General features: G+C 69.5%; 18 protein-coding genes. 8 read left to right on the top strand and 10 right to left on the bottom strand.

Annotated elements, in window-relative coordinates:
- Positions 1-158 precede the first annotated feature (158 nt).
- Together VSH64_RS46450 and VSH64_RS46445 are read right to left on the bottom strand one after the other, a co-directional pair.
- Positions 159-1,118, bottom strand: coding sequence for an electron transfer flavoprotein subunit alpha/FixB family protein (locus tag VSH64_RS46450; protein WP_326569112.1), 960 nt, complete (start codon positions 1,116-1,118; stop codon positions 159-161).
- Positions 1,119-1,146: 28 nt separating this feature from the next.
- Positions 1,147-1,932 carry an electron transfer flavoprotein subunit beta/FixA family protein gene (locus VSH64_RS46445; protein ID WP_326569111.1) on the bottom strand — a complete coding sequence of 262 codons (786 nt, stop codon included), beginning with the start codon at positions 1,930-1,932 and terminating at the stop codon, positions 1,147-1,149.
- 243 nt (positions 1,933-2,175) lie between these two features.
- Between VSH64_RS46445 and VSH64_RS46440 the strand changes: the two genes are divergently transcribed.
- Positions 2,176-3,012 (top strand): DegV family protein, encoded by an 837-nt coding sequence (locus VSH64_RS46440; RefSeq protein ID WP_326569110.1) that lies wholly within the window; start codon positions 2,176-2,178, stop codon positions 3,010-3,012.
- On the opposite strand, the gene VSH64_RS46435 is transcribed toward VSH64_RS46440, so the two are convergent.
- Entirely contained in the window at positions 2,993-3,418 is a 426-nt protein-coding gene (locus VSH64_RS46435) for a hypothetical protein (RefSeq protein WP_326569109.1), read from the bottom strand. The two genes, VSH64_RS46440 and VSH64_RS46435, sit on opposite strands and share 20 nt — an antisense overlap.
- 53 nt (positions 3,419-3,471) lie before the next feature.
- Between VSH64_RS46435 and VSH64_RS46430 the strand changes: the two genes are divergently transcribed.
- The 3 genes from VSH64_RS46430 to VSH64_RS46420 are packed head-to-tail and all read left to right on the top strand — an operon-like array spanning position 3,472 to position 6,289.
- Positions 3,472-4,245: a class I SAM-dependent methyltransferase gene (locus VSH64_RS46430; RefSeq protein WP_326569108.1), complete on the top strand. Its 774-nt coding sequence runs from the start codon at positions 3,472-3,474 to the stop codon at positions 4,243-4,245.
- A 5-nt stretch (positions 4,246-4,250) separates the two neighbouring features.
- On the top strand, positions 4,251-5,786 hold the full coding sequence (locus VSH64_RS46425; RefSeq protein WP_326838220.1) for a glycoside hydrolase family 57 protein: 1,536 nt from the start codon (positions 4,251-4,253) through the stop codon (positions 5,784-5,786).
- Between the two features lie 14 nt (positions 5,787-5,800).
- Positions 5,801-6,289, top strand: coding sequence for a glutathione peroxidase (locus tag VSH64_RS46420; RefSeq protein WP_326569107.1), 489 nt, complete (start codon positions 5,801-5,803; stop codon positions 6,287-6,289).
- Between the two features lie 81 nt (positions 6,290-6,370).
- Here VSH64_RS46420 and VSH64_RS46415 read toward each other — a convergent pair whose 3' ends face one another.
- Entirely contained in the window at positions 6,371-8,173 is a 1,803-nt protein-coding gene (locus VSH64_RS46415) for a glycoside hydrolase family 2 protein (RefSeq protein WP_326569106.1), read from the bottom strand.
- Between the two features lie 79 nt (positions 8,174-8,252).
- Here VSH64_RS46415 and VSH64_RS46410 point away from each other — a divergent pair, with 79 nt between their 5' ends.
- The gene (locus tag VSH64_RS46410; protein ID WP_326569105.1) at positions 8,253-9,506 is read left to right on the top strand and encodes a glycosyltransferase family 4 protein; all 1,254 of its coding nucleotides are present in this window, start codon (positions 8,253-8,255) and stop codon (positions 9,504-9,506) included.
- Positions 9,507-9,518: 12 nt separating this feature from the next.
- On the opposite strand, the gene VSH64_RS46405 is transcribed toward VSH64_RS46410, so the two are convergent.
- The gene (locus VSH64_RS46405; protein WP_326569104.1) at positions 9,519-9,674 is read right to left on the bottom strand and encodes a hypothetical protein; all 156 of its coding nucleotides are present in this window, start codon (positions 9,672-9,674) and stop codon (positions 9,519-9,521) included.
- A 293-nt stretch (positions 9,675-9,967) separates the two neighbouring features.
- Between VSH64_RS46405 and VSH64_RS46400 the strand changes: the two genes are divergently transcribed.
- Together VSH64_RS46400 and VSH64_RS46395 are read left to right on the top strand one after the other, a co-directional pair.
- Positions 9,968-10,597 carry a phosphoribosyltransferase gene (locus VSH64_RS46400; protein WP_326569103.1) on the top strand — a complete coding sequence of 210 codons (630 nt, stop codon included), beginning with the start codon at positions 9,968-9,970 and terminating at the stop codon, positions 10,595-10,597.
- Between the two features lie 166 nt (positions 10,598-10,763).
- Positions 10,764-11,315 (top strand): metallophosphoesterase family protein, encoded by a 552-nt coding sequence (locus tag VSH64_RS46395; RefSeq protein WP_326569102.1) that lies wholly within the window; start codon positions 10,764-10,766, stop codon positions 11,313-11,315.
- 43 nt (positions 11,316-11,358) lie between these two features.
- Here VSH64_RS46395 and VSH64_RS46390 read toward each other — a convergent pair whose 3' ends face one another.
- Both VSH64_RS46390 and VSH64_RS46385 read right to left on the bottom strand, forming a co-directional pair.
- Positions 11,359-12,138: a class I SAM-dependent methyltransferase gene (locus VSH64_RS46390; protein ID WP_326569101.1), complete on the bottom strand. Its 780-nt coding sequence runs from the start codon at positions 12,136-12,138 to the stop codon at positions 11,359-11,361.
- Positions 12,139-12,197: 59 nt separating this feature from the next.
- A complete protein-coding gene (locus VSH64_RS46385; RefSeq protein WP_326569100.1) occupies positions 12,198-12,656 on the bottom strand; it encodes a nuclear transport factor 2 family protein in 459 nt (152 codons plus the stop codon).
- Between the two features lie 93 nt (positions 12,657-12,749).
- On the opposite strand from VSH64_RS46385, the gene VSH64_RS46380 reads away from it, so the two are divergent.
- The gene (locus VSH64_RS46380) at positions 12,750-13,304 is read left to right on the top strand and encodes a TetR/AcrR family transcriptional regulator (protein ID WP_326569099.1); all 555 of its coding nucleotides are present in this window, start codon (positions 12,750-12,752) and stop codon (positions 13,302-13,304) included.
- On the opposite strand, the gene VSH64_RS46375 is transcribed toward VSH64_RS46380, so the two are convergent.
- From VSH64_RS46375 to aceA, 3 genes are all read right to left on the bottom strand, one after another.
- Positions 13,301-13,819 carry a peptidase inhibitor family I36 protein gene (locus VSH64_RS46375; protein WP_326569098.1) on the bottom strand — a complete coding sequence of 173 codons (519 nt, stop codon included), beginning with the start codon at positions 13,817-13,819 and terminating at the stop codon, positions 13,301-13,303. The genes VSH64_RS46380 and VSH64_RS46375 overlap by 4 nt on opposite strands.
- Positions 13,820-14,307: 488 nt before the next feature.
- A complete protein-coding gene (aceB, locus tag VSH64_RS46370) occupies positions 14,308-15,915 on the bottom strand; it encodes a malate synthase A (protein WP_326569097.1) in 1,608 nt (535 codons plus the stop codon).
- Positions 15,916-15,982: 67 nt separating this feature from the next.
- Entirely contained in the window at positions 15,983-17,272 is a 1,290-nt protein-coding gene (gene aceA / locus VSH64_RS46365; RefSeq protein ID WP_326569096.1) for an isocitrate lyase, read from the bottom strand.
- Positions 17,273-17,338 lie beyond the last annotated feature (66 nt).

The following is a 17,338-nucleotide window of genomic DNA, read 5'->3' as shown; positions in this document are numbered from 1 at the left end:
CTGTGTACCTGCGAGCTGGAAACCGCGGAGAGTGCCAATCGATGACCGATTAGTGCACGTTGAGTTAATTGCAGGTTCTCAGGCTTTTCTCAGGGTCCAGGCAACGCCGAAGGCCGCTGAGCGGAACATCGCCCAGCGGCCTTCGGAGCGGGAAAACGTCAGCCCTTGCGCTTGTCGACGGCCTCCGTCAGCTGCGGCGCGACGTTGAACAGGTCGCCCACGATGCCGAAGTCGGCGATCTCGAAGATCGGGGCCTCGGAGTCCTTATTGACGGCGATGATCGTCTTCGACGTCTGCATGCCGGCGCGGTGCTGGATGGCACCGGAGATGCCGAGCGCGATGTACAGCTGCGGCGACACCGTCTTGCCGGTCTGGCCCACCTGGAACTGCGCCGGGTAGTAGCCGGAGTCGACAGCCGCACGCGAAGCGCCAACAGCCGCGCCGAGCGAGTCGGCCAGCTTCTCGACGACGTCGAACTTCTCCGCCGAGCCGACACCGCGGCCACCCGAGACGACGATCGACGCCTCGGTGAGCTCCGGCCGGTCACCGCCGACGATCGGCTCGATGCCCGTGATCTTCGCCGACTTCGCCGCGTCCTGCGCCGGAATCTCGACGGACTCCTCAGCCGCGGCACCCTCGGCGGCCTCGGCCTCGACGGCACCCGGACGCACCGAGATCACCGGCGCGCCCTTGGCGGCCTTGGACTTCACGGAGAACGCCCCACCGAAGATGGACTGGTCCACCGAACCGTCGGCGTTCACGCCCACCGCGTCGTAGAGCAGACCGGAGCCGAGCCGCACGGCGACGCGCGCGGCCACCTCCTTGCCCTCGGCGCTGGCGGCGACGAGCACAGCCGCCGGCGAAGCCTGCTCCGCGAGCTTCGTGAGCACGTCGACCTTCGGGGTCACCAGGTAGCCCGTGGCATCGTCACCTTCGGCGACGTACACCTTCGCGGCGCCGTGGCCGGCGAGCGCTTCCTTCGCCTTGGCCGCGGTGCCCGTGGGCCCCACGACGACGGCCGAGGGCTCACCCAGCGCACGGGCGGCGGTCAGCAGCTCGAGCGTGACCTTCTTGACATCACCGTCGACGTGGTCGACGAGGACGAGTACTTCAGCCATTTTTCGTGATCCTCCTCGAAACCGTGTCTCAGATGAGCTTCTGCGCGACCAGGTACTCGGCGACCTTGGTGCCGCCGTCGCCCTCGTCCTCCACCTTCTCGCCCGCCGTGCGCGGCGGCTTCGGGGTGGACTCGAGCACGTTGGACCACGCGTTGGCGAGGCCGACCTCGCCCGCGTCGATGCCGAGGTCGGCGACGGTGAGCGTCTCGACCGGCTTCTTCTTGGCGGCCATGATGCCCTTGAACGACGGGTAGCGCGGCTCGTTGATCTTCTCGCCGACACTCACCAGCGCGGGCAGGTTCGCCTCGAGGTGCGTGATGCCGTCCTCGGTCTCGCGGTCGGCCTTCACGCTGGTGCCCTCGACGCTCAGCTGACGCACGTAGGTCAGCTGCGGCAGGCCGAGCAGTTCGGCGACGATCGCGGGCACGGCGGCGCCGCGGCCGTCGGACGCTTCGTTGCCAGCGATGACCAGGTCGTAGCCCTCGACCTTGGCGATCGCGGCGGCCAGCACCTTGGCGGTGGCGATGGCGTCGGAACCGTGCAGCGACTCGTCGGAGACGTGGATGGCCTTGTCGGCGCCCATGGACAGCGCCTTGCGGATGGCGTCGGTGGCGCGGTCGGGGCCGACGGAGATCACGGTGACCTCGCCCTCGCCCGCTTCCTTGATCTTCAGAGCCTCTTCGACGGCCTTCTCGTTGATCTCGTCGAGCACGGCGTCGGCTGATTCGCGGTCAAGGGTGTTGTCGGCACCGGAGAGCTTCCGCTCCGAGTAGGTGTCCGGTACCTGCTTGACCAGGACAACGATGTTCGTCATGGGTCTTCTTCGACCTCCCGGTTGGGGCCGGCTCTCGGCCGCGGGGCAGGGCTCTACTGGCCGGTAGATTAGGGGCAATTCGGCGACGAGACCCGCCGAGGTGACCGCATTCACCTGGATGAGCAATCTTCTGGGACCATCGTCTCGATAGTCGGCCGGTTAACCCGTCCAGCACACCGCTCGCCCGATCGGACCAACGGTGGGCTACTGGCAGTAGGCCGACAGGCGTTAACCTCCCGCACCATGCCCGCGCACATCGCCGTAGTCACGGACTCGACCTCGTGCCTGCCCGACAAACTCGCCGCCCGTTGGGGCATCGGCGTGGTGCAGGTTCAACTGCACGTCGGCGACCAGACGGACGACGAACACCGGTTCGACCGCACCGAGCTCATCGCCGCCATGAAGTCCGGCCACAGCGTCACGACCTCGCCGCCCGACCCGGGTGCGTTCTTCTGGACGTACCAGGACGCGGCCGCGCGAGGAGCGTCCGCCATCGTCAGCCTGCACATCTCCGGTCGCCTTTCGGAGACCGTGCAAGCGGCTCGCGAGGCGGCGCAACAGGTCCGCATCCCCGTGCACATCATCGACAGCGGAACCGCCAGCATGAGCCTCGGTTACGCCGCGGTCTCGGCCGCGCGCGTGGCCGGCGCCGGCGGCCAGCTCGCGCGGGTGCTCGAGGCCGCCGAGCGGCGCGTACGCGCAGCCACCGAGCTGATCTACGTGGACACGCTCGAATACCTTCGGCGCACCGGACGGGTCGGAGCTGCCCAGTCGCTCGTCGGTACGGCGTTCTCGATCAAGCCGTTGCTCACTGTCCGTAATGGTGAAGTGTCGCCGTTGGCTCGCGTTCCTGGCACGAAGAGGGCGATGAACCGTCTGGTGGACCTCGCGGTGAAGGCCGCGGGCGACCAGCGCGTGGACCTCGCCGTGACCCGCTTCGGCTCGGACGAGACCGAGGTCGTGCGACGTCTGAAGGAGCGGATCCCGGGGATCACGGAAGTCGTGGTCGGCGACGCGAGCACGGTGATCGGGGCGCACGTCGGCCCCGGCGCGCTGAGCATCACGGTGTCGCCGACCTGATCTCCCGCCGGCTCGGCGTGAGCAGCACGACGAGCGGCACCGCGACGGTCAGCGCGAGCGATGTCAGGATCATTACTCGGTCGATCGTCTCGAAGTGGCCGGCGTGGCCGAGGTGGTAGACGAAGTGCGGCACCGCGAACAGCAGCGCCGCCACGCCTGCCAGCCGCGCCACCGCTGTGGTGCCGATCACGGCGGCGCCGATCAGCGTTGCCGCCAGGGCCAGGTTGAGGGCGCCGAAGTCGCGGATGAGGTGCTCGTCGAACGCTCCCTCCATGCTCACCCAGCCGTGGCGGAAGCCGGGAAAGTCCTGGTAGAAGCCCATGGGTGAGAGCAGTGGCCACAGTCCGGTCGCCGCCGTGACGACACCGAGCAGCACCAGCAGTACGCGTGTGAGGGTCCGTTGCATGAGGCTGGAACGAGCCGGAGAACGCGAACGTGACACGCGCTAGGGTCGCGCAGGTGACCAACGCAGCGACCCGGGCCGAGGCACTTCACCTCACCGGCGAACGGACCGTCCCCGGCATCCCCGAGGAGAACTACTGGTTCCGTCGCCACGAAGCCGCCTACGCCGCCCTGCTCCCCCACTGCGCCAGCGCGACGGTGCTGGAAGCGGGCTGCGGCGAGGGTTACGGCGCGGGGCTGATCGCGACGACCGCGTGCCGCGTGCTGGCGCTCGACTACGACGTGCCGACGACGGAACACGTCGCTCGGCGCTATCCGGATGTCTCGGTGGCGCGCGCGAACCTCGCGTATTTGCCGGTGAGAGGCGAATCCGTGGACGTGGTCGCGAACTTCCAGGTGATCGAGCACCTGTGGGACCAGGACGGGTTCCTCGCCGAGTGCTACCGTGTGCTGCGCCCGGGCGGGAAACTGCTGGTCACGACCCCGAACCGGCTCACATTCACGCCGGATTCCGACACCCCGCTGAACCCGTACCACACGCGGGAGCTCGCACCGTCCGAATTGGACGGCCTGCTGCGGACGGCCGGGTTCGCCGTCGAATCGCTGCGCGGGCTACACCACGGGGAGGGCCTGAAGGAGCTCGAACGCTCTTACGGCGGCTCGATCATCGACGCGCAACTCGGCGTGGTGATGGGTTCGCTGCCCGGGCAGGCCGTGTGGCCGGCCGCGTTGCTGGCCGACGTCGCGGCGATCCGGGTGGAGGACTTCGCTGTCCGAAGTGAGGATCTTGACGCGAGCCTCGATCTGGTCGCGGTGGCGGTGCGCCCGTGACGGCTGTGACGCCAGGGGCCTCGGAAGGCACCTTCTGTCTCGTCCTGCACAGCCACCTGCCCTGGTTGCCGCACCACGGCAGCTGGCCGGTCGGCGAAGAGTGGCTCTACCAGGCGTGGGCGCATTCGTACCTGCCGGTCGTCGACCTGTTGCAGCGATTCGCCGCTGAGGGGCGACGCGATGTGCTCACCCTCGGCATGACGCCGGTGCTGGCGGCGCAGCTCGACGATCCGTACGCGATCCGCGCGTGCCACGACTGGCTCGGCAACTGGCAGCTGCGCGCGCAGCACGCGTCGACGCTGTGGGGCGGCGACCCGCTGCTGCGTGACCTGGCCGCGGCCGAGTACCGCACCGCTGTCCGCGCGACAGAGGAGCTGGAGACGCGGTGGCGCCACGGGTTCTCGCCGGTGCTGCGGTCGCTTGTGGACAATGACACGATCGAGCTGCTGGGGGGACCGCTCGCGCACCCGTTCCAGCCGCTGCTGGACGACGACGTCCGCGCGTTCGCTCTGCGCGAAGGCCTGGCCGATACGCAGCTGCGCGTCGGGCGCCGGCCGGAGGGCATCTGGGCGCCGGAATGCGGCTACGAGCCCGGGATGGAGCGGGGTTACGCCGCCGCGAGGGTGCAGCGGTTCCTGGTCGACGGGCCGTCGCTGCACGGCGACACGTCGGCCGCGCGCACCGTCGGGTCGTCGGACGTGGTGTGTTTCGGGCGCGATCTCGAGGTGACGTACCGGGTCTGGTCGCCGAAGGCCGGCTACCCGGGCCACGCGGCGTACCGCGACTTCCACACGTGGGCGCACGAAGTGGGGTTGAAGGCTTCGCGCGTCACTGGCAAGCAGGTGCCGCCGCACGAGAAGGCGCCGTACGACCCGGCGCTGGCTGCTGAGGTGCTCGGCGGGCATGTGCAGGATTTCGTGGACACGGTCGTCGCGCGGCTACGTTCGCTACGGGCGCAACACGGGCGCGAGTCACTTGTGGTCGCGGCGTACGACACGGAGCTGTTCGGGCACTGGTGGCACGAGGGCCCCGCGTGGCTCGAGGGGATCCTGCGCGCGCTGCCCGAGGCGGGCGTGCGCGTGACGACATTGCGTGGGGCGCTGGACGCCGGCCATGTGGGGGCGCCGATCGACCTGCCGGCGTCGTCGTGGGGTTCGGGCAAAGACTGGCGCGTGTGGGACGGCGAGCAGGTGGCCGACATGGTGCAGGACAACACCGCGCTGCAGAAACGCTTGCTGGACTTGGTTTCCGGGCACTTCGGGACGCACGGGGGGACCGCTCGCGACACCGTGGCCGACCAGGCCGTGGCGGAGGCGATGCTGGCGCTGTCGAGCGACTGGGCGTTCATGGTCACCAAGGACTCCGCCGCGGACTACGCGCGCCGGCGCGCCCGCGTGCACACCTCGCGTTTCGACGAGCTCGCCGCGCTGCTGCGCGCCGGCGACCGCGCCCGGGCGCACGAGCTAGCGGCCGAATACCGCCGCGCCGACGGACCGTTCGGCCAGCTGGACGCACGACAGCTGCTGACACAGCACAAGTGAAAGGGCACTGAAGAATGAGCATTCGCGACATCCCGCTGAAGACGCTCTCGGGTGAGGACACCACCCTGGGGTCGCTCGGCGGCAAGGCGCTGCTGGTGGTCAACGTCGCCTCGAAGTGTGGCCTGACCCCGCAGTACACCGGTCTCGAGCGGCTGCAGGAGCGCTACGGCGACAAGGGTTTCACCGTCGTCGGGTTCCCGTGCAACCAGTTCGCCGGCCAGGAGCCCGGCACGGCCGACGAGATCCAGACGTTCTGCTCCACCACCTACGGCGTCACCTTCCCGCTGTTCGAGAAGCTGGAAGTGAACGGCGACGGCCGTCACGCCCTGTACTCCACACTCACCCAGACCGCCGACGCCGAGGGTGAAGCCGGCGACGTGCAGTGGAACTTCGAGAAGTTCCTCGTCAACGCCGACGGCGACGTCGTGGGCCGGTTCCGCCCGCGGACCGAGCCCGAGGACGAAGCCGTGGTGAAGGCGATCGAGGCCGCGCTGCCTGCTTGAGTTTCCGAGTGACGACGGGGCGGGGATCTTCGGGTTCCTGCCCCGTCGCCGTTGAGGGGCAACGTACTTCGACCTGGGGATCTATGCTTCCGGCGTGGCCTCGGTAGCCGTTTCGACGGCCGGGAACGAGCCGCGGGCGATCACCGCGCGGTTGCGGGCGGCCGCGACTTCCGCGTCCAGCTTGGTCAGTCGGCGGTCGTAGGTGAGCAGGCCGTTGACCTCGTTTTCGACGTCCGTGATCTGGGTGTAGATCGCGCCGGAGAGGCCGAGTTCGTCGACGAGGGACTCGAGCCGGGTGCTGATTTCCGAGTAACGGCGCGTGAGCTCCTCGGTGTCAGCGGTCATCTCGTACGCGTTGGGCGGGCCGGGCCAGCGGTGGTCGTCGAGGACGAGCCCGAGGCCGCCGTACTCGCCGTCGACGAGCGCCCGGTGGTCCTGCACGCGCGGCTCGCCTGGGCCGACGTAGGTGTGATCGTCGTAGACGTCGCCGGCGCCAGTGTCTTTGCGCGAGAAGCAACAGTTGACGCCGCTGTTGGCCACGACGAGGCGAGTCGGGTCGAGTTCCTTCACCAGCCCCGCGATCCGCGCAGTGTCGAATTCGCCCCAGCCTTCGTTGAACGGCACCCACGCGATGATCGACGGCACGTTCCGCAGCTGCCGCACCAGTTCCCGCAGCTCGGCCTCGAAGCGTTCCTTTCCCTCGGGCACCGGATCCGGCGCCGGCCCGGGCGGCCCGTCGAACGACACCACCAGCGACGGCATGTCCTGCCACACGAGCAGCCCCAGCCGGTCGGCCCAGTAGTACCAGCGCGCAGGCTCGACCTTCACGTGCTTGCGAACGAACGTGAAGCCGAGCTCTTTCGTCTTTTCGAGGTCGAAGCGCAGGGCGTCGTCGGTGGGCGCGGTGTAGCCGCCGTCCGGCCAATAACCCTGGTCGAGCGGGCCGTGGAGGAAGGTGATCCGCCCGTTGAGGGCGATGCGCGGGCGGCCGGCGGAATCCGGAACGAGCGCGACGATGCGCAGGCCGCCGTAGCTCGACACCTCGTCGAGGACGGCGCCGCGGTGGTCCAGCAGGCGCACGGTGAGGTCGTAGAGATGCGGGTCGCCCGGAGTCCACCAGTGCGGCTCCGGGATGTCCGCCCGCAGCCGCGTGCCGGCGGCCCCGCGGACGCTCACGACCTCGTCGCCGCTGGGTGGCGAAACGCTCAGCTCGACTTGAGCACCACCGGTGACCTGCGGAAACACCGTGAATCCCGCGAGGTCCGGCGTGATCTCCAGGTCTTGGACGCGCTCGGCGGGCACCGGTTCGAGCCACACCGTCTGCCAGATTCCGGACGTCGGCGTGTAGCAGATGCCGCCGGGGGCGTTGCGCTGCTTGCCGAGCGGGAACGGCGAAATATCCGTGCGGTCCTCGGCGCGAACGGTCAATTCCTGCGGCCCGGACGCACGCAGCGCATCGGTGACGTCCGCGGAGAACGCCGTGTACCCACCCTGGTGGGTGACGACGAGCTGGTTGTTCACCCAGACCTTCGCCGTCTGGTCGACCGCGCCGAAATGCAGCAGCACGCGTCCACCGGACCAGTCCTCGGGGATCTCGAAGAGCCGGCGGTACCAGAGGACCTCGTCGTGCCGGTTGATCCCGGAGAGTGCCGATTCCGGTGCGAACGGGACCAGGATGCGCTCGCCGTAGCCGACGGGTCGCGGCTCCGCGGGCGAAGACGGCCACCCTGCGTAATCCCAGACGCCGTTCAGGCTCAGCCACCGCAGCCGCCTCAGCTGGGGTCTCGGGTACTCGGGGAGCACCGCGCCGGGCCGGACGAGGTCGGTCCACGGCGTCGTCAGGGGCGGGTCCGCGCGCTGCCACTCGGGCTGGCTGGAAGTCATCACCTTCGATGGTGACAGACATCCGGGGCCGCGACGGCCAGGCGCCCCGGCGATATTGACTGGCGAGTAACCTCTGCCCATGCGCGTGCTGATGCTGTCGTGGGAGTACCCGCCTGTGGTCATCGGCGGGCTCGCCCGGCACGTCCACGCGCTGGCCCGGCACCTCACCCAGCAGGGCCACGACGTGGTGGTTCTCTGCCGCCACCAGGCCGGCACCGACGCATCGACGCACCCGCGCAGCGACCGGATCGTCGACGGCGTGCGGCTGATCCGCGTCGCCGAAGACCCGATGCACCTCACGTTCGAGCGCGACCTCGTCGCCTGGACGCTCGCGATGGGCCACGCCATGATCCGCGCGGCGCAGGACCTGTTGCGCACCTGGCAGCCCGACGTCGTCCACGCGCACGACTGGCTCGTGACGCACCCAGCGATCGCCATCGCCGAGGCCGCGCGCGTGCCGCTGGTCGGCACCGTCCACGCGACCGAGGCGGGCCGGCACTCCGGGTGGCTTTCGCATCCGCTGAACCAGCAGGTGCACTCGGTCGAGTGGTGGCTGGCCAACCGCGCCGACGCCGTGATCACCTGCTCGCAGGCGATGCGCAAGGAAGTGGCTCACCTGTTCGAGATCGAGGCCGCCGACGTCACCGTGATCCACAACGGCATTGAGGAACGCAGCTGGCGCGTCTCGGCCGCCGAGGTGGCGAAGATGCGCGAGCGGCACAGCCCCGACGGCGCGCCGTTCCTGCTGTTCTTCGGCCGGCTGGAGTGGGAGAAGGGTGTGCAGGACCTGCTGGCCGCGCTCCCCCGCATCCGCCGCCAGTTCCCGGGCACGCGCGTGGTCGTCGCCGGTAAGGGGCGACACCACGACGAGCTGGTCGCGCAGGCCCGCAAGCTGCGGATTCGCCGTGCGGTGGACTTCGTCGGCCACTTGCCCGACCGCGACCTGCGTGCGCTGCTGGCCGCGGCCGACGCGGTGGTGCTGCCGAGCCGGTACGAGCCGTTCGGGATCGTCGCGCTGGAGGCCGCCGCGGCGAAGGCGCCGCTGGTGGCGTCGACCGCCGGCGGTCTCGGCGAAGTAGTCGTCGACGGGGAGACGGGCCTGGCTTTCGAACCGGGCGACGTCGCGGGCCTGGCCACGGCGGTCACGACCGTTCTCGGCGACGCCGCTGCCGCCACCCGCCGCGCACGAGCGGCCCAGTCGCGCCTCGCGGCCGACTTCGACTGGGGACGCATCGCCGAGGCGACTTCGGAGGTCTACCGGCGCGCCCGCGTGAGTGAACCGGTGGAGCTGGGGCGCCCGAAGATCGCGACGGGCAACGCGTTCGAACTCTGAGCGGCCCGCCGGTCAGAAGTGGCAGGGCCGGACGCAGGCGGCGTGCGTCTGCACGGCCGCAGCGGTTGCCGGGGTCGCCGCAGTTGCCGGGGCGACGGTAAACGCGGTGAAGGCGAGCGTAAAAACGGCGGTCAAGGTGGCGACGACGGCTCTGGATCTGCTGGCCATGACGGCTCCTCGGGGATTCGGTGGGGTGCTCGAAGCATCCGTCCGGCGCCGTCGGGGAAACAATAAGGGCAGCAGTAGGTAGCGCTACCTGAACGCGTTGGGTGACGGATTCGTTCGGCTCCTCGTCGGGAACGCGGGATGCATGGTGTCGCCGTTCATCGACCACGCGGCCGGGTCGTCGCCCGGGACTCGAGCACGCTGCTTCTGTCACCATCGGCGGATGGATTGTTCAACGATCCTTGCCGTGGCCGAAAATTGGCGACGCCTATGGTTGGGCTGGTGACAATGGCTGGGTGAGGACGTTGTTCCACGACCGAATCGACGCCGGACGCCAACTCGGCCGGATTCTGGCCGGCCAGTCGTGGGTCGAGCCCGTCGTGCTCGGGTTGCCCCGCGGCGGCGTGCCGGTGGCGGCCGAGGTGGCCCGCGCGCTCGGGGCTCCACTGGACGTCGTGGTCGCCCGGAAGATCGGGGCGCCTGGGCGGCGGGAGTTCGGCGTCGGCGCGGTCACGGCCGAGGGACCGCCGTACTACTCGGCCCCGGCGTTGCACACCTTCGGGCTCACGCCGGAAGTGATGGCGCCGGCGTGCGAACGGGAGCGGGCCGAGGCGCGTCGCCGGTTGGCGGCCTATCGCGGCGGGCGCCCGGAAGTAGAGATCGCGGGCCACGATGTGCTCGTGATCGACGATGGGCTGGCCACGGGCGTCACCGCCATGGCCGCCGTTCGCGACCTTCGCGACGCGCGCCGCGTGGTGCTGGCGGTGCCGGTGTGCGCGCCGGACGCGGTCGTGGAGTTCGAGGGCGAGGTGGACGGGTTCGTCGCCGTCGCCGCTCCGAGGCGATTCGACGCCGTGGGACGTTGGTACGCCGACTTCACCCAGGTCTCGGACGCGACCGTGGTGCGGCTTCTCGGGAAGGAATGAACGGGACCTTCATGCCACTATCCACAACGGACAGTGAGGAGCCCGCTGCTGCGTGCCCGCTTCCTGGTGAAAATCCCTGGCGAGCAGGGAGGTTCGGGGCGCAGAGTAGGTCAGCGTCGCCACTCCGCGCGATGAACCGGCGTCGACGATGAGGAGAAAGTCGATCATGGACGTCTGGTTCACCGCCGACACCCATTTCGACCACCAGCTCGTGGCCGGCCTGCGAGGGTTCGAAACGCCGGCCGAGCACGACGCCTTCGTCATCGAGAGGTGGAACGCCACCGTGCGGCCGGATGACCAGGTGTGGCACCTGGGTGACGTCGGCATGGGCCGGCTCGCGCGGTTCGCCGACACGCTTCGGCGCCTCAACGGCGAAATCCACCTGATCACCGGCAACCACGACGAGCCGTGGCCTGGGCTGCGCCAGGCGTACCGTCGCCAACGCGCCTGGCTGGAGCACTTCGCCACGGTGCAAGCGTTTGCGCGGCGCCGGATCGAGGGGCAGAACGTGCTGCTCAGCCATTTTCCGTACGAGGGCGACCACGTCGGCGAGGACCGCGGATCGCAGTACCGCCTGCCCGACGAGGGGCTGTGGCTGCTGCACGGCCACGTCCACAGCGCGTGGCGGAAGCGGGGCCGACAGTTGAACGTCGGAATGGACGTCAACGACCTTCGCCCGCTTCACCTCGACGCGGTGGCTGCCGAGCTGACCGACTAGGTTCCGTTGCGCACGCGGTCAGCCCGTTCGTCAGCAAGACGCGCTAGACGCGACCGGTCAGGATCGTCACGCGCACCGGTTCGCGAAGCGGCCCGTGGGGCTCGACTGCGGAGCGGATGCGGTTTTCGAAGGCCGGCCGTTCGCCGCTGGGTGGCAACTCGTCCTCGCCCATGGCCGAGTAGACGCTGCCGATGATGTCGTCCGCGGTGAGGTCGCCGGTGTAGTCGATGGTGCGCCGGCCGACGTCGTAGCCGGCGTTCGTGAGGGCGGCGAGGTAACGGTGCTGGCTGGCGTCGTCGGTTCCGCACGCTGCGGTGAGCGGGTGACCGAACCAGTCGGACAGGACGTCGAGCAGGGCTCGCGACCAATCGCTGTCCTGGAGCCACAGCGGCGAGCCGTTGGTGACCACGGCGATGCCGCCGCCCGGGCGGAGCATCGGCTTCACGGCGGCGAACAACGTCGGGTGGTCCATCCAGTGCAGCGCCTGCCCGATGGTGACCGCGCCGAGCCCGCCGAGCAGCGAATTCAGCGCTGTGACGTCGGTGTCGCCGCCCAGGAGCCACGACGCGTTGGTGACGCCGGCGTCGAGGCCGGCGCGGCGGGCGCGCGCAAGCATGTCGGTTGAGGTGTCCATGCCCACGACCGCGCGGACCCGCGCGGCCATCGGCACGGCGAGCTGCCCCGTGCCGCACCCGAGGTCGAGGACCACGTCGTCCCCGGCCAGGGTAAACTCGGCGGCGATCGCGTCGAACGCGGCGACCGGGTAGCCGCGGCGGTAGCGGTGGTAGAACTCGGTGACTTCTCCGCTGAATCCCAGGCTCATGGCTCGATCCTGGCGACCCGCCGGCGAGAAATCACGCGCGTTCGCTCACGGCCGAGGGCTCAGAAGATCGGGAATTCCTTGCCGTACTCGGCTTCGGGACGCTTGCCGAAGATCCACCGTTCGCTCTCGGCGATCGGCCGGTCGTTGATGCTCGCCTCGCGACGGCGCATGAGACCTTCGTCGCTGAACTCCCAGAGCTCGTTGCCGTAGCTGCGGAACCACTGACCGTCCGCGTTGCGCGACTCGTACTGGAAGCGCACGCCGATGCGGTTGCCGCGGAAGCCCCAGAGCTCCTTGCGCAGCGCGTAGTCGAGCTCACGCTCCCACTTCTGTGTCAGGAACTTGACGATCTCCGCGCGGCCGACCACGTGCTTGTCGCGGTTTCGCCACACGGAGTCCTCGGTGTAGGCGAGCGAGACCTTCTCGGGGTCGCGCGTGTTCCAGGCATCCTCGGCGGCCTGGACTTTCTGGCGGGCGGTGTTCTCGTCGAAGGGCGGGAACGGGGGGCGCGGCGTCATGGGACTCCTCCGCGAGGTCACGAGAGAACGTGCGTTCTCCCTGGTGTCGGCTAGCATAGAGAACGTTGATTCTCCACACCAGAGGGACACGACGTGAACACCGTGGAAGCCACCGAACGGCTACTCGAGGCCGCCGAGGACCTGTTTTACGCCCAGGGCGTGCAATCCGTGGGCATGGACGCCGTGCGCAGCCGGTCGGGCGTGTCGCTCAAGCGCCTCTACCAGGTGTTTCCGTCCAAGGACGACCTCGTGGCCGCCTACCTCAACACGCGCGACGAACGGTGGCGCCGGTCGCTGCGGGAGTTCGTCGCCGCGCGCGGTGACGAACCGCTGGCCGTGTTCGACTGGCTGCACGAGTGGTTCAGCGAGCCCGGTTTCCGGGGCTGCGCGTTCGTGAACTCGTTCGGCGAGTTCGGCACGCTCGCGCCCGGCGTGGCCGCCGCCATCCACAACCACAAGGACGAGGTCCGCGCGTACCTGCGTCGCCTCGTCGCCGACGACGGCCTCGCCGACCAGCTGTTCTCGCTCGTCGAGGGCGCCACGGTGCTCGCCGCGATCAAGGGTGACCCCGGCGAGGCGCACACGGCGCGCGCCGCGGCGGCGACGTTGCTGGCCGCTCGACGTCCGCCGTCGCCACTGGCGAGCTAACCGACCTGGAGCTCGTCGGTCTTGTCGTTCCAGTCGAACTGGCGGAAGTCCGAGTAGATGCCGCCTGCGCGCAGGTAGGCCTTCTGGTCCGGCCGCGCGGTGAGGTAGTTGACGAGCGTCGCCCCACCCTGGATGCGGTGGAGCGCGGCGCTGCTGGCCTTGTCCCGGAAGCCCCAGTCGGCGAGCTTCTTCGTGCCCGCCTCGTTCCACTGCAGCCGCCGGCCGGTGTGGTCGACGTTCTCCCAGAGGCACACCCAGGTGTTCTTGCAGTCGCCGACGGCGCCGATGCCGCGTTCGCCCGTCGCCGCGGTGAACTCCTGCGGGGTTCGGAAGCACCGAACGTCGCCGGCCGCGAACTCCGCACAGACCGCGGCGTCTTCCCAGCTGTGAGCGAGGTTGATGGACTTGCCCTGGTACGTCGCCATGACGCCGGTCGCCGCCATCGCCGGCGCCGGGACCGCGGCGAGCAGCCCCGTCACGGCCAGCGCCAGGACGCTTCCGGTGAACTTACGCATAGCTCCCCCTCTGGTTTCCACCAACCTGTGACTTACGGTACTTTGGGTGGAACGGAGAGTGAAATTACACAAAAGGGTAATTTCGGACTGGGGCGTGCTGGTCGTCGTTGAGAGGCGGGCTGCCGCCGAACCTGCCACGGGCCGCGGGGCTCTCGCCGCAGAGTGACGATGTCCGTCCGCCGTCGGCCAGGGATCGAGCGAAAACCGGCCTGCACCAGCGCGTCGCCACTGGGTGGCAACAGCTCGAAACCCTGGTCGCCCGCACCTCGAATGGAGAAGACGACGGCGGGGAACCCAGGTACCGGCGGCGCGAGAGAACAGCCGAGAAATCGCCGCCGACCAGCCTGTCGCCACTGGAGGGCAACGCACAAAGACCCGGGTCCGGTGGCGGGGAGCCTCCGCCACCGGACCCGTCTCGCCGCACCGTCCCAAAAGCGGTGCGGGGATACCGGCCGCCCCCGGTCAGGTCGGGGGCGGCCGGAGTGTGGTCACCGCGCGTCGCACAGGTGGCGGGCGTAGGCGCTGGTCGTGAGGAAGCTCGGGAGCTTCTCGCCCAGGGCGGTTTCGGTGAAGATGGCGCGGGCGTCGTCGAGGCGGTGGCCGGCGGGCAGCTCGGCGCGGATCGACTCGAACTCGTCGGCCAGGAAGTCGCCGGCGAGCTCGCGGGTGAGCGCCGTGCCGTCGGCGAACTTCGTGCCGTTGCGGATCCACTGCCAGACCTGGCAGCGCGCGATCTCGGCCGTCGCGGCGTCTTCCATGAGGTCGTGGATCGCGGCGGCGCCGGTGCCGCGCAGCCAGGAGTCGATGTAGCGCAGGGCGACGTTGATGTTCGCCCGGACACCGGCCTCGGTCACCTCGCCGCCGGCGGACGCGACGTCGAGCAGATCGGCGGCGGTGACGTCGACGTCCTCACGCAGGCGGCCCAGCTGGTGGGGCCAGCCGCCGAGCACGTTGTCGAAAACCTCGCGGCAGACCGGAACCAGGCCGGGGTGCGCGACCCACGAGCCGTCGAAGCCGTCGCCCGCCTCGCGTTCCTTGTCCTGGCGGACCTTGCGCAGCGCGTTGTCGTTGACCTCGGGGTCCTTGCTCGGGATGAACGCCGCCATGCCGCCGATCGCGTGGGCGCCGCGGCGGTGACAGGTGCGCACGAGCAGCTCGGTGTAGGCACGCATGAACGGGACGGTCATCGTGACCTGCGCGCGGTCCGGCAGCACGAAGTCGGCGCCGTGCTCGGAGAAGTTCTTGATGACGCTGAAGATGTAGTCCCAGCGGCCCGCGTTCAGGCCGGCGGCGTGCTCGCGCAGCTCGAAGAGGATCTCGTCCATTTCGAACGCGGCGGTGATCGTCTCGATCAGGACCGTCGCGCGGACCGTGCCACGCGGGATGCCGAGCTCCTGCTGTGCGAACAGGAAAACGTCGTTCCACAGGCGCGCTTCGAGGTGGTTCTCGAGCTTCGGCAGGTAGAAGTACGGGCCGCTGCCGCGGGCGATCAGCTGGCGGGCGTTGTGGAAGAAGTACAGCCCGAAGTCGACCAGGCTCGCCGAAAGGGGGCGACCGTCGATGCGGATGTGCTTCTCGACCAGGTGCCAGCCGCGCGGGCGGGCGACGATCGTCGCGGGGTCGTCGCCGATCGTGTAGCGCTTGCCCGACTCGGTGGTGAAGTCGATGTTGCGGCGGATGGCGTCGAACAGGTTCAGCTGGCCGTCGACGATGTTGTGCCACGTCGGCGAAGTCGCGTCCTCGAAGTCCGCGAGCCAGACCTTCGCGCCGGAGTTCAGGGCGTTCACGGTCATCTTGCGGTCGGTGGGGCCGGTGATCTCCACGCGACGGTCTTCGAGACCGGGCGCCGGCGGCGCGATGCGCCAGCTGTCGTCCGCGCGGACGCGGCGCGTCTCGGGCAGGAAGTCCAGCTGCTCCTCCCCCGACTGCACGCGCTCGCGACGGCGGCGGCGCTCGTCGAGCAGCTCGCGGCGGCGTCCGGCGAAGGCGTTGTCGAGCTTGGCCACGAACTCCAGCGCGGCCGGGGTGAGGATCTCGGCGAACCGGTCACCGGCGGGGCCGGTGATTTCGATGCGGTAGTTCAGCTTGTCGGCCATCTCGTACCTCCGCGAGGGAAAGAAGGGGCGCGGGCCGGCGAACGGGGTCGCCGGCCCGCGGGAAAGGTCAGTGGAACTGGTCTTCTTCGGTCGAACCCTTGAGCGCGGTGGTCGAGCTCTCCGGGTTCAGGGCCGTGGACACCAGGTCGAAGAACCCGGTGCCGACCTCGCGCTGGTGCTTGGTGGCGGTGTAACCGCGCTCCTCGGAGGCGAACTCGCGCTCCTGCAGCTCGACGTAGGCGCTCATGCCGTTGCGGGCGTAACCGTGGGCCAGGTCGAACATCGAGTAGTTCAGGGCGTGGAAGCCGGCGAGGGTGATGAACTGGAACTTGTAGCCCATGGCGCCGAGCTCGCGCTGGAACCGCGCGATGGTGTCGTCGTCGAGGTGCTTCTTCCAGTTGAACGACGGCGAGCAGTTGTAGGCCAGCATCTGGTCCGGGTGCTCGGCCTTGATCGCCTCGGCGTACTTGCGGGCGATCTCGAGGTCCGGAGTGGACGTTTCCATCCACAGCAGGTCGGCGTACTGCGCGTAGGCCAGGCCGCGGTCGATGCAGGGCTCGATGCCGTTGTTGACCTCGTAGAAGCCCTCGGCCGTGCGACCGCCGGTCAGGTACTTCTGGTCACGCTCGTCGACGTCGCTGGTCAGCAGCGTCGCGGCCTGCGCGTCGGTGCGGGCGACGACGAGGGTCGGCACGTTGAGCACGTCCGCGGCGAGGCGGGCGGCGTTGAGGGTGCGCTCGTGCTGCTTGGTCGGGATCAGCACCTTGCCGCCGAGGTGGCCGCACTTCTTCTCGGACGCGAGCTGGTCTTCCCAGTGCACGCCCGCGGCGCCGGCGGCGATCATGCCCTTCATCAGCTCGAACGCGTTGAGCGGGCCACCGAAGCCGGCCTCGGCGTCGGCGACGATCGGCGCGAACCAGTCGATGTCGGTGTTGCCCTCGGCCCAGTTGATCTGGTCGGCGCGGCCCAGCGCGTTGTTGATGCGGCGGACGACGGCCGGCACCGAGTTGGCCGGGTAGAGGCTCTGGTCCGGGTAGGTCTGGCCGGCGAGGTTGGCGTCGGCCGCGACCTGCCAGCCGGACAGGTAGATGGCCTTGAGGCCCGCGCGGACCTGCTGCACGGCCTGGTTGCCGGTGAGCGCGCCCAGCGAATTGACGTAGTCCTCGGTGTGCAGCAGCTCCCACAGCCGCTCCGCGCCACAGCGGGCGAGCGTGTGCTCTTCGACGACCGAACCGCGAAGCTTCACCACGTCGGCGGCGGAGTAGCTCCGCTGGACGCCCGCCCAGCGGGAGTCGGTCTTCCACTGTTCGGCCAGCTCGGCCGCCGCCTGGTCGAGCTGCTTGGCCTGCTCGGTCATCGGACTCTCCCGTGTTGCGAAGTTTGCGATTGCTCGCCTTGCCTGGTTACGACCCTGACACGAGCA

It is taken from the genome of Amycolatopsis rhabdoformis (assembly GCF_035918295.1).
Lineage (GTDB): Bacteria > Actinomycetota > Actinomycetes > Mycobacteriales > Pseudonocardiaceae > Amycolatopsis > Amycolatopsis rhabdoformis.
The sequence above is the reverse complement of the archived record's forward strand: the minus strand, read 5'-3'. Positions and strand labels throughout refer to the sequence as shown.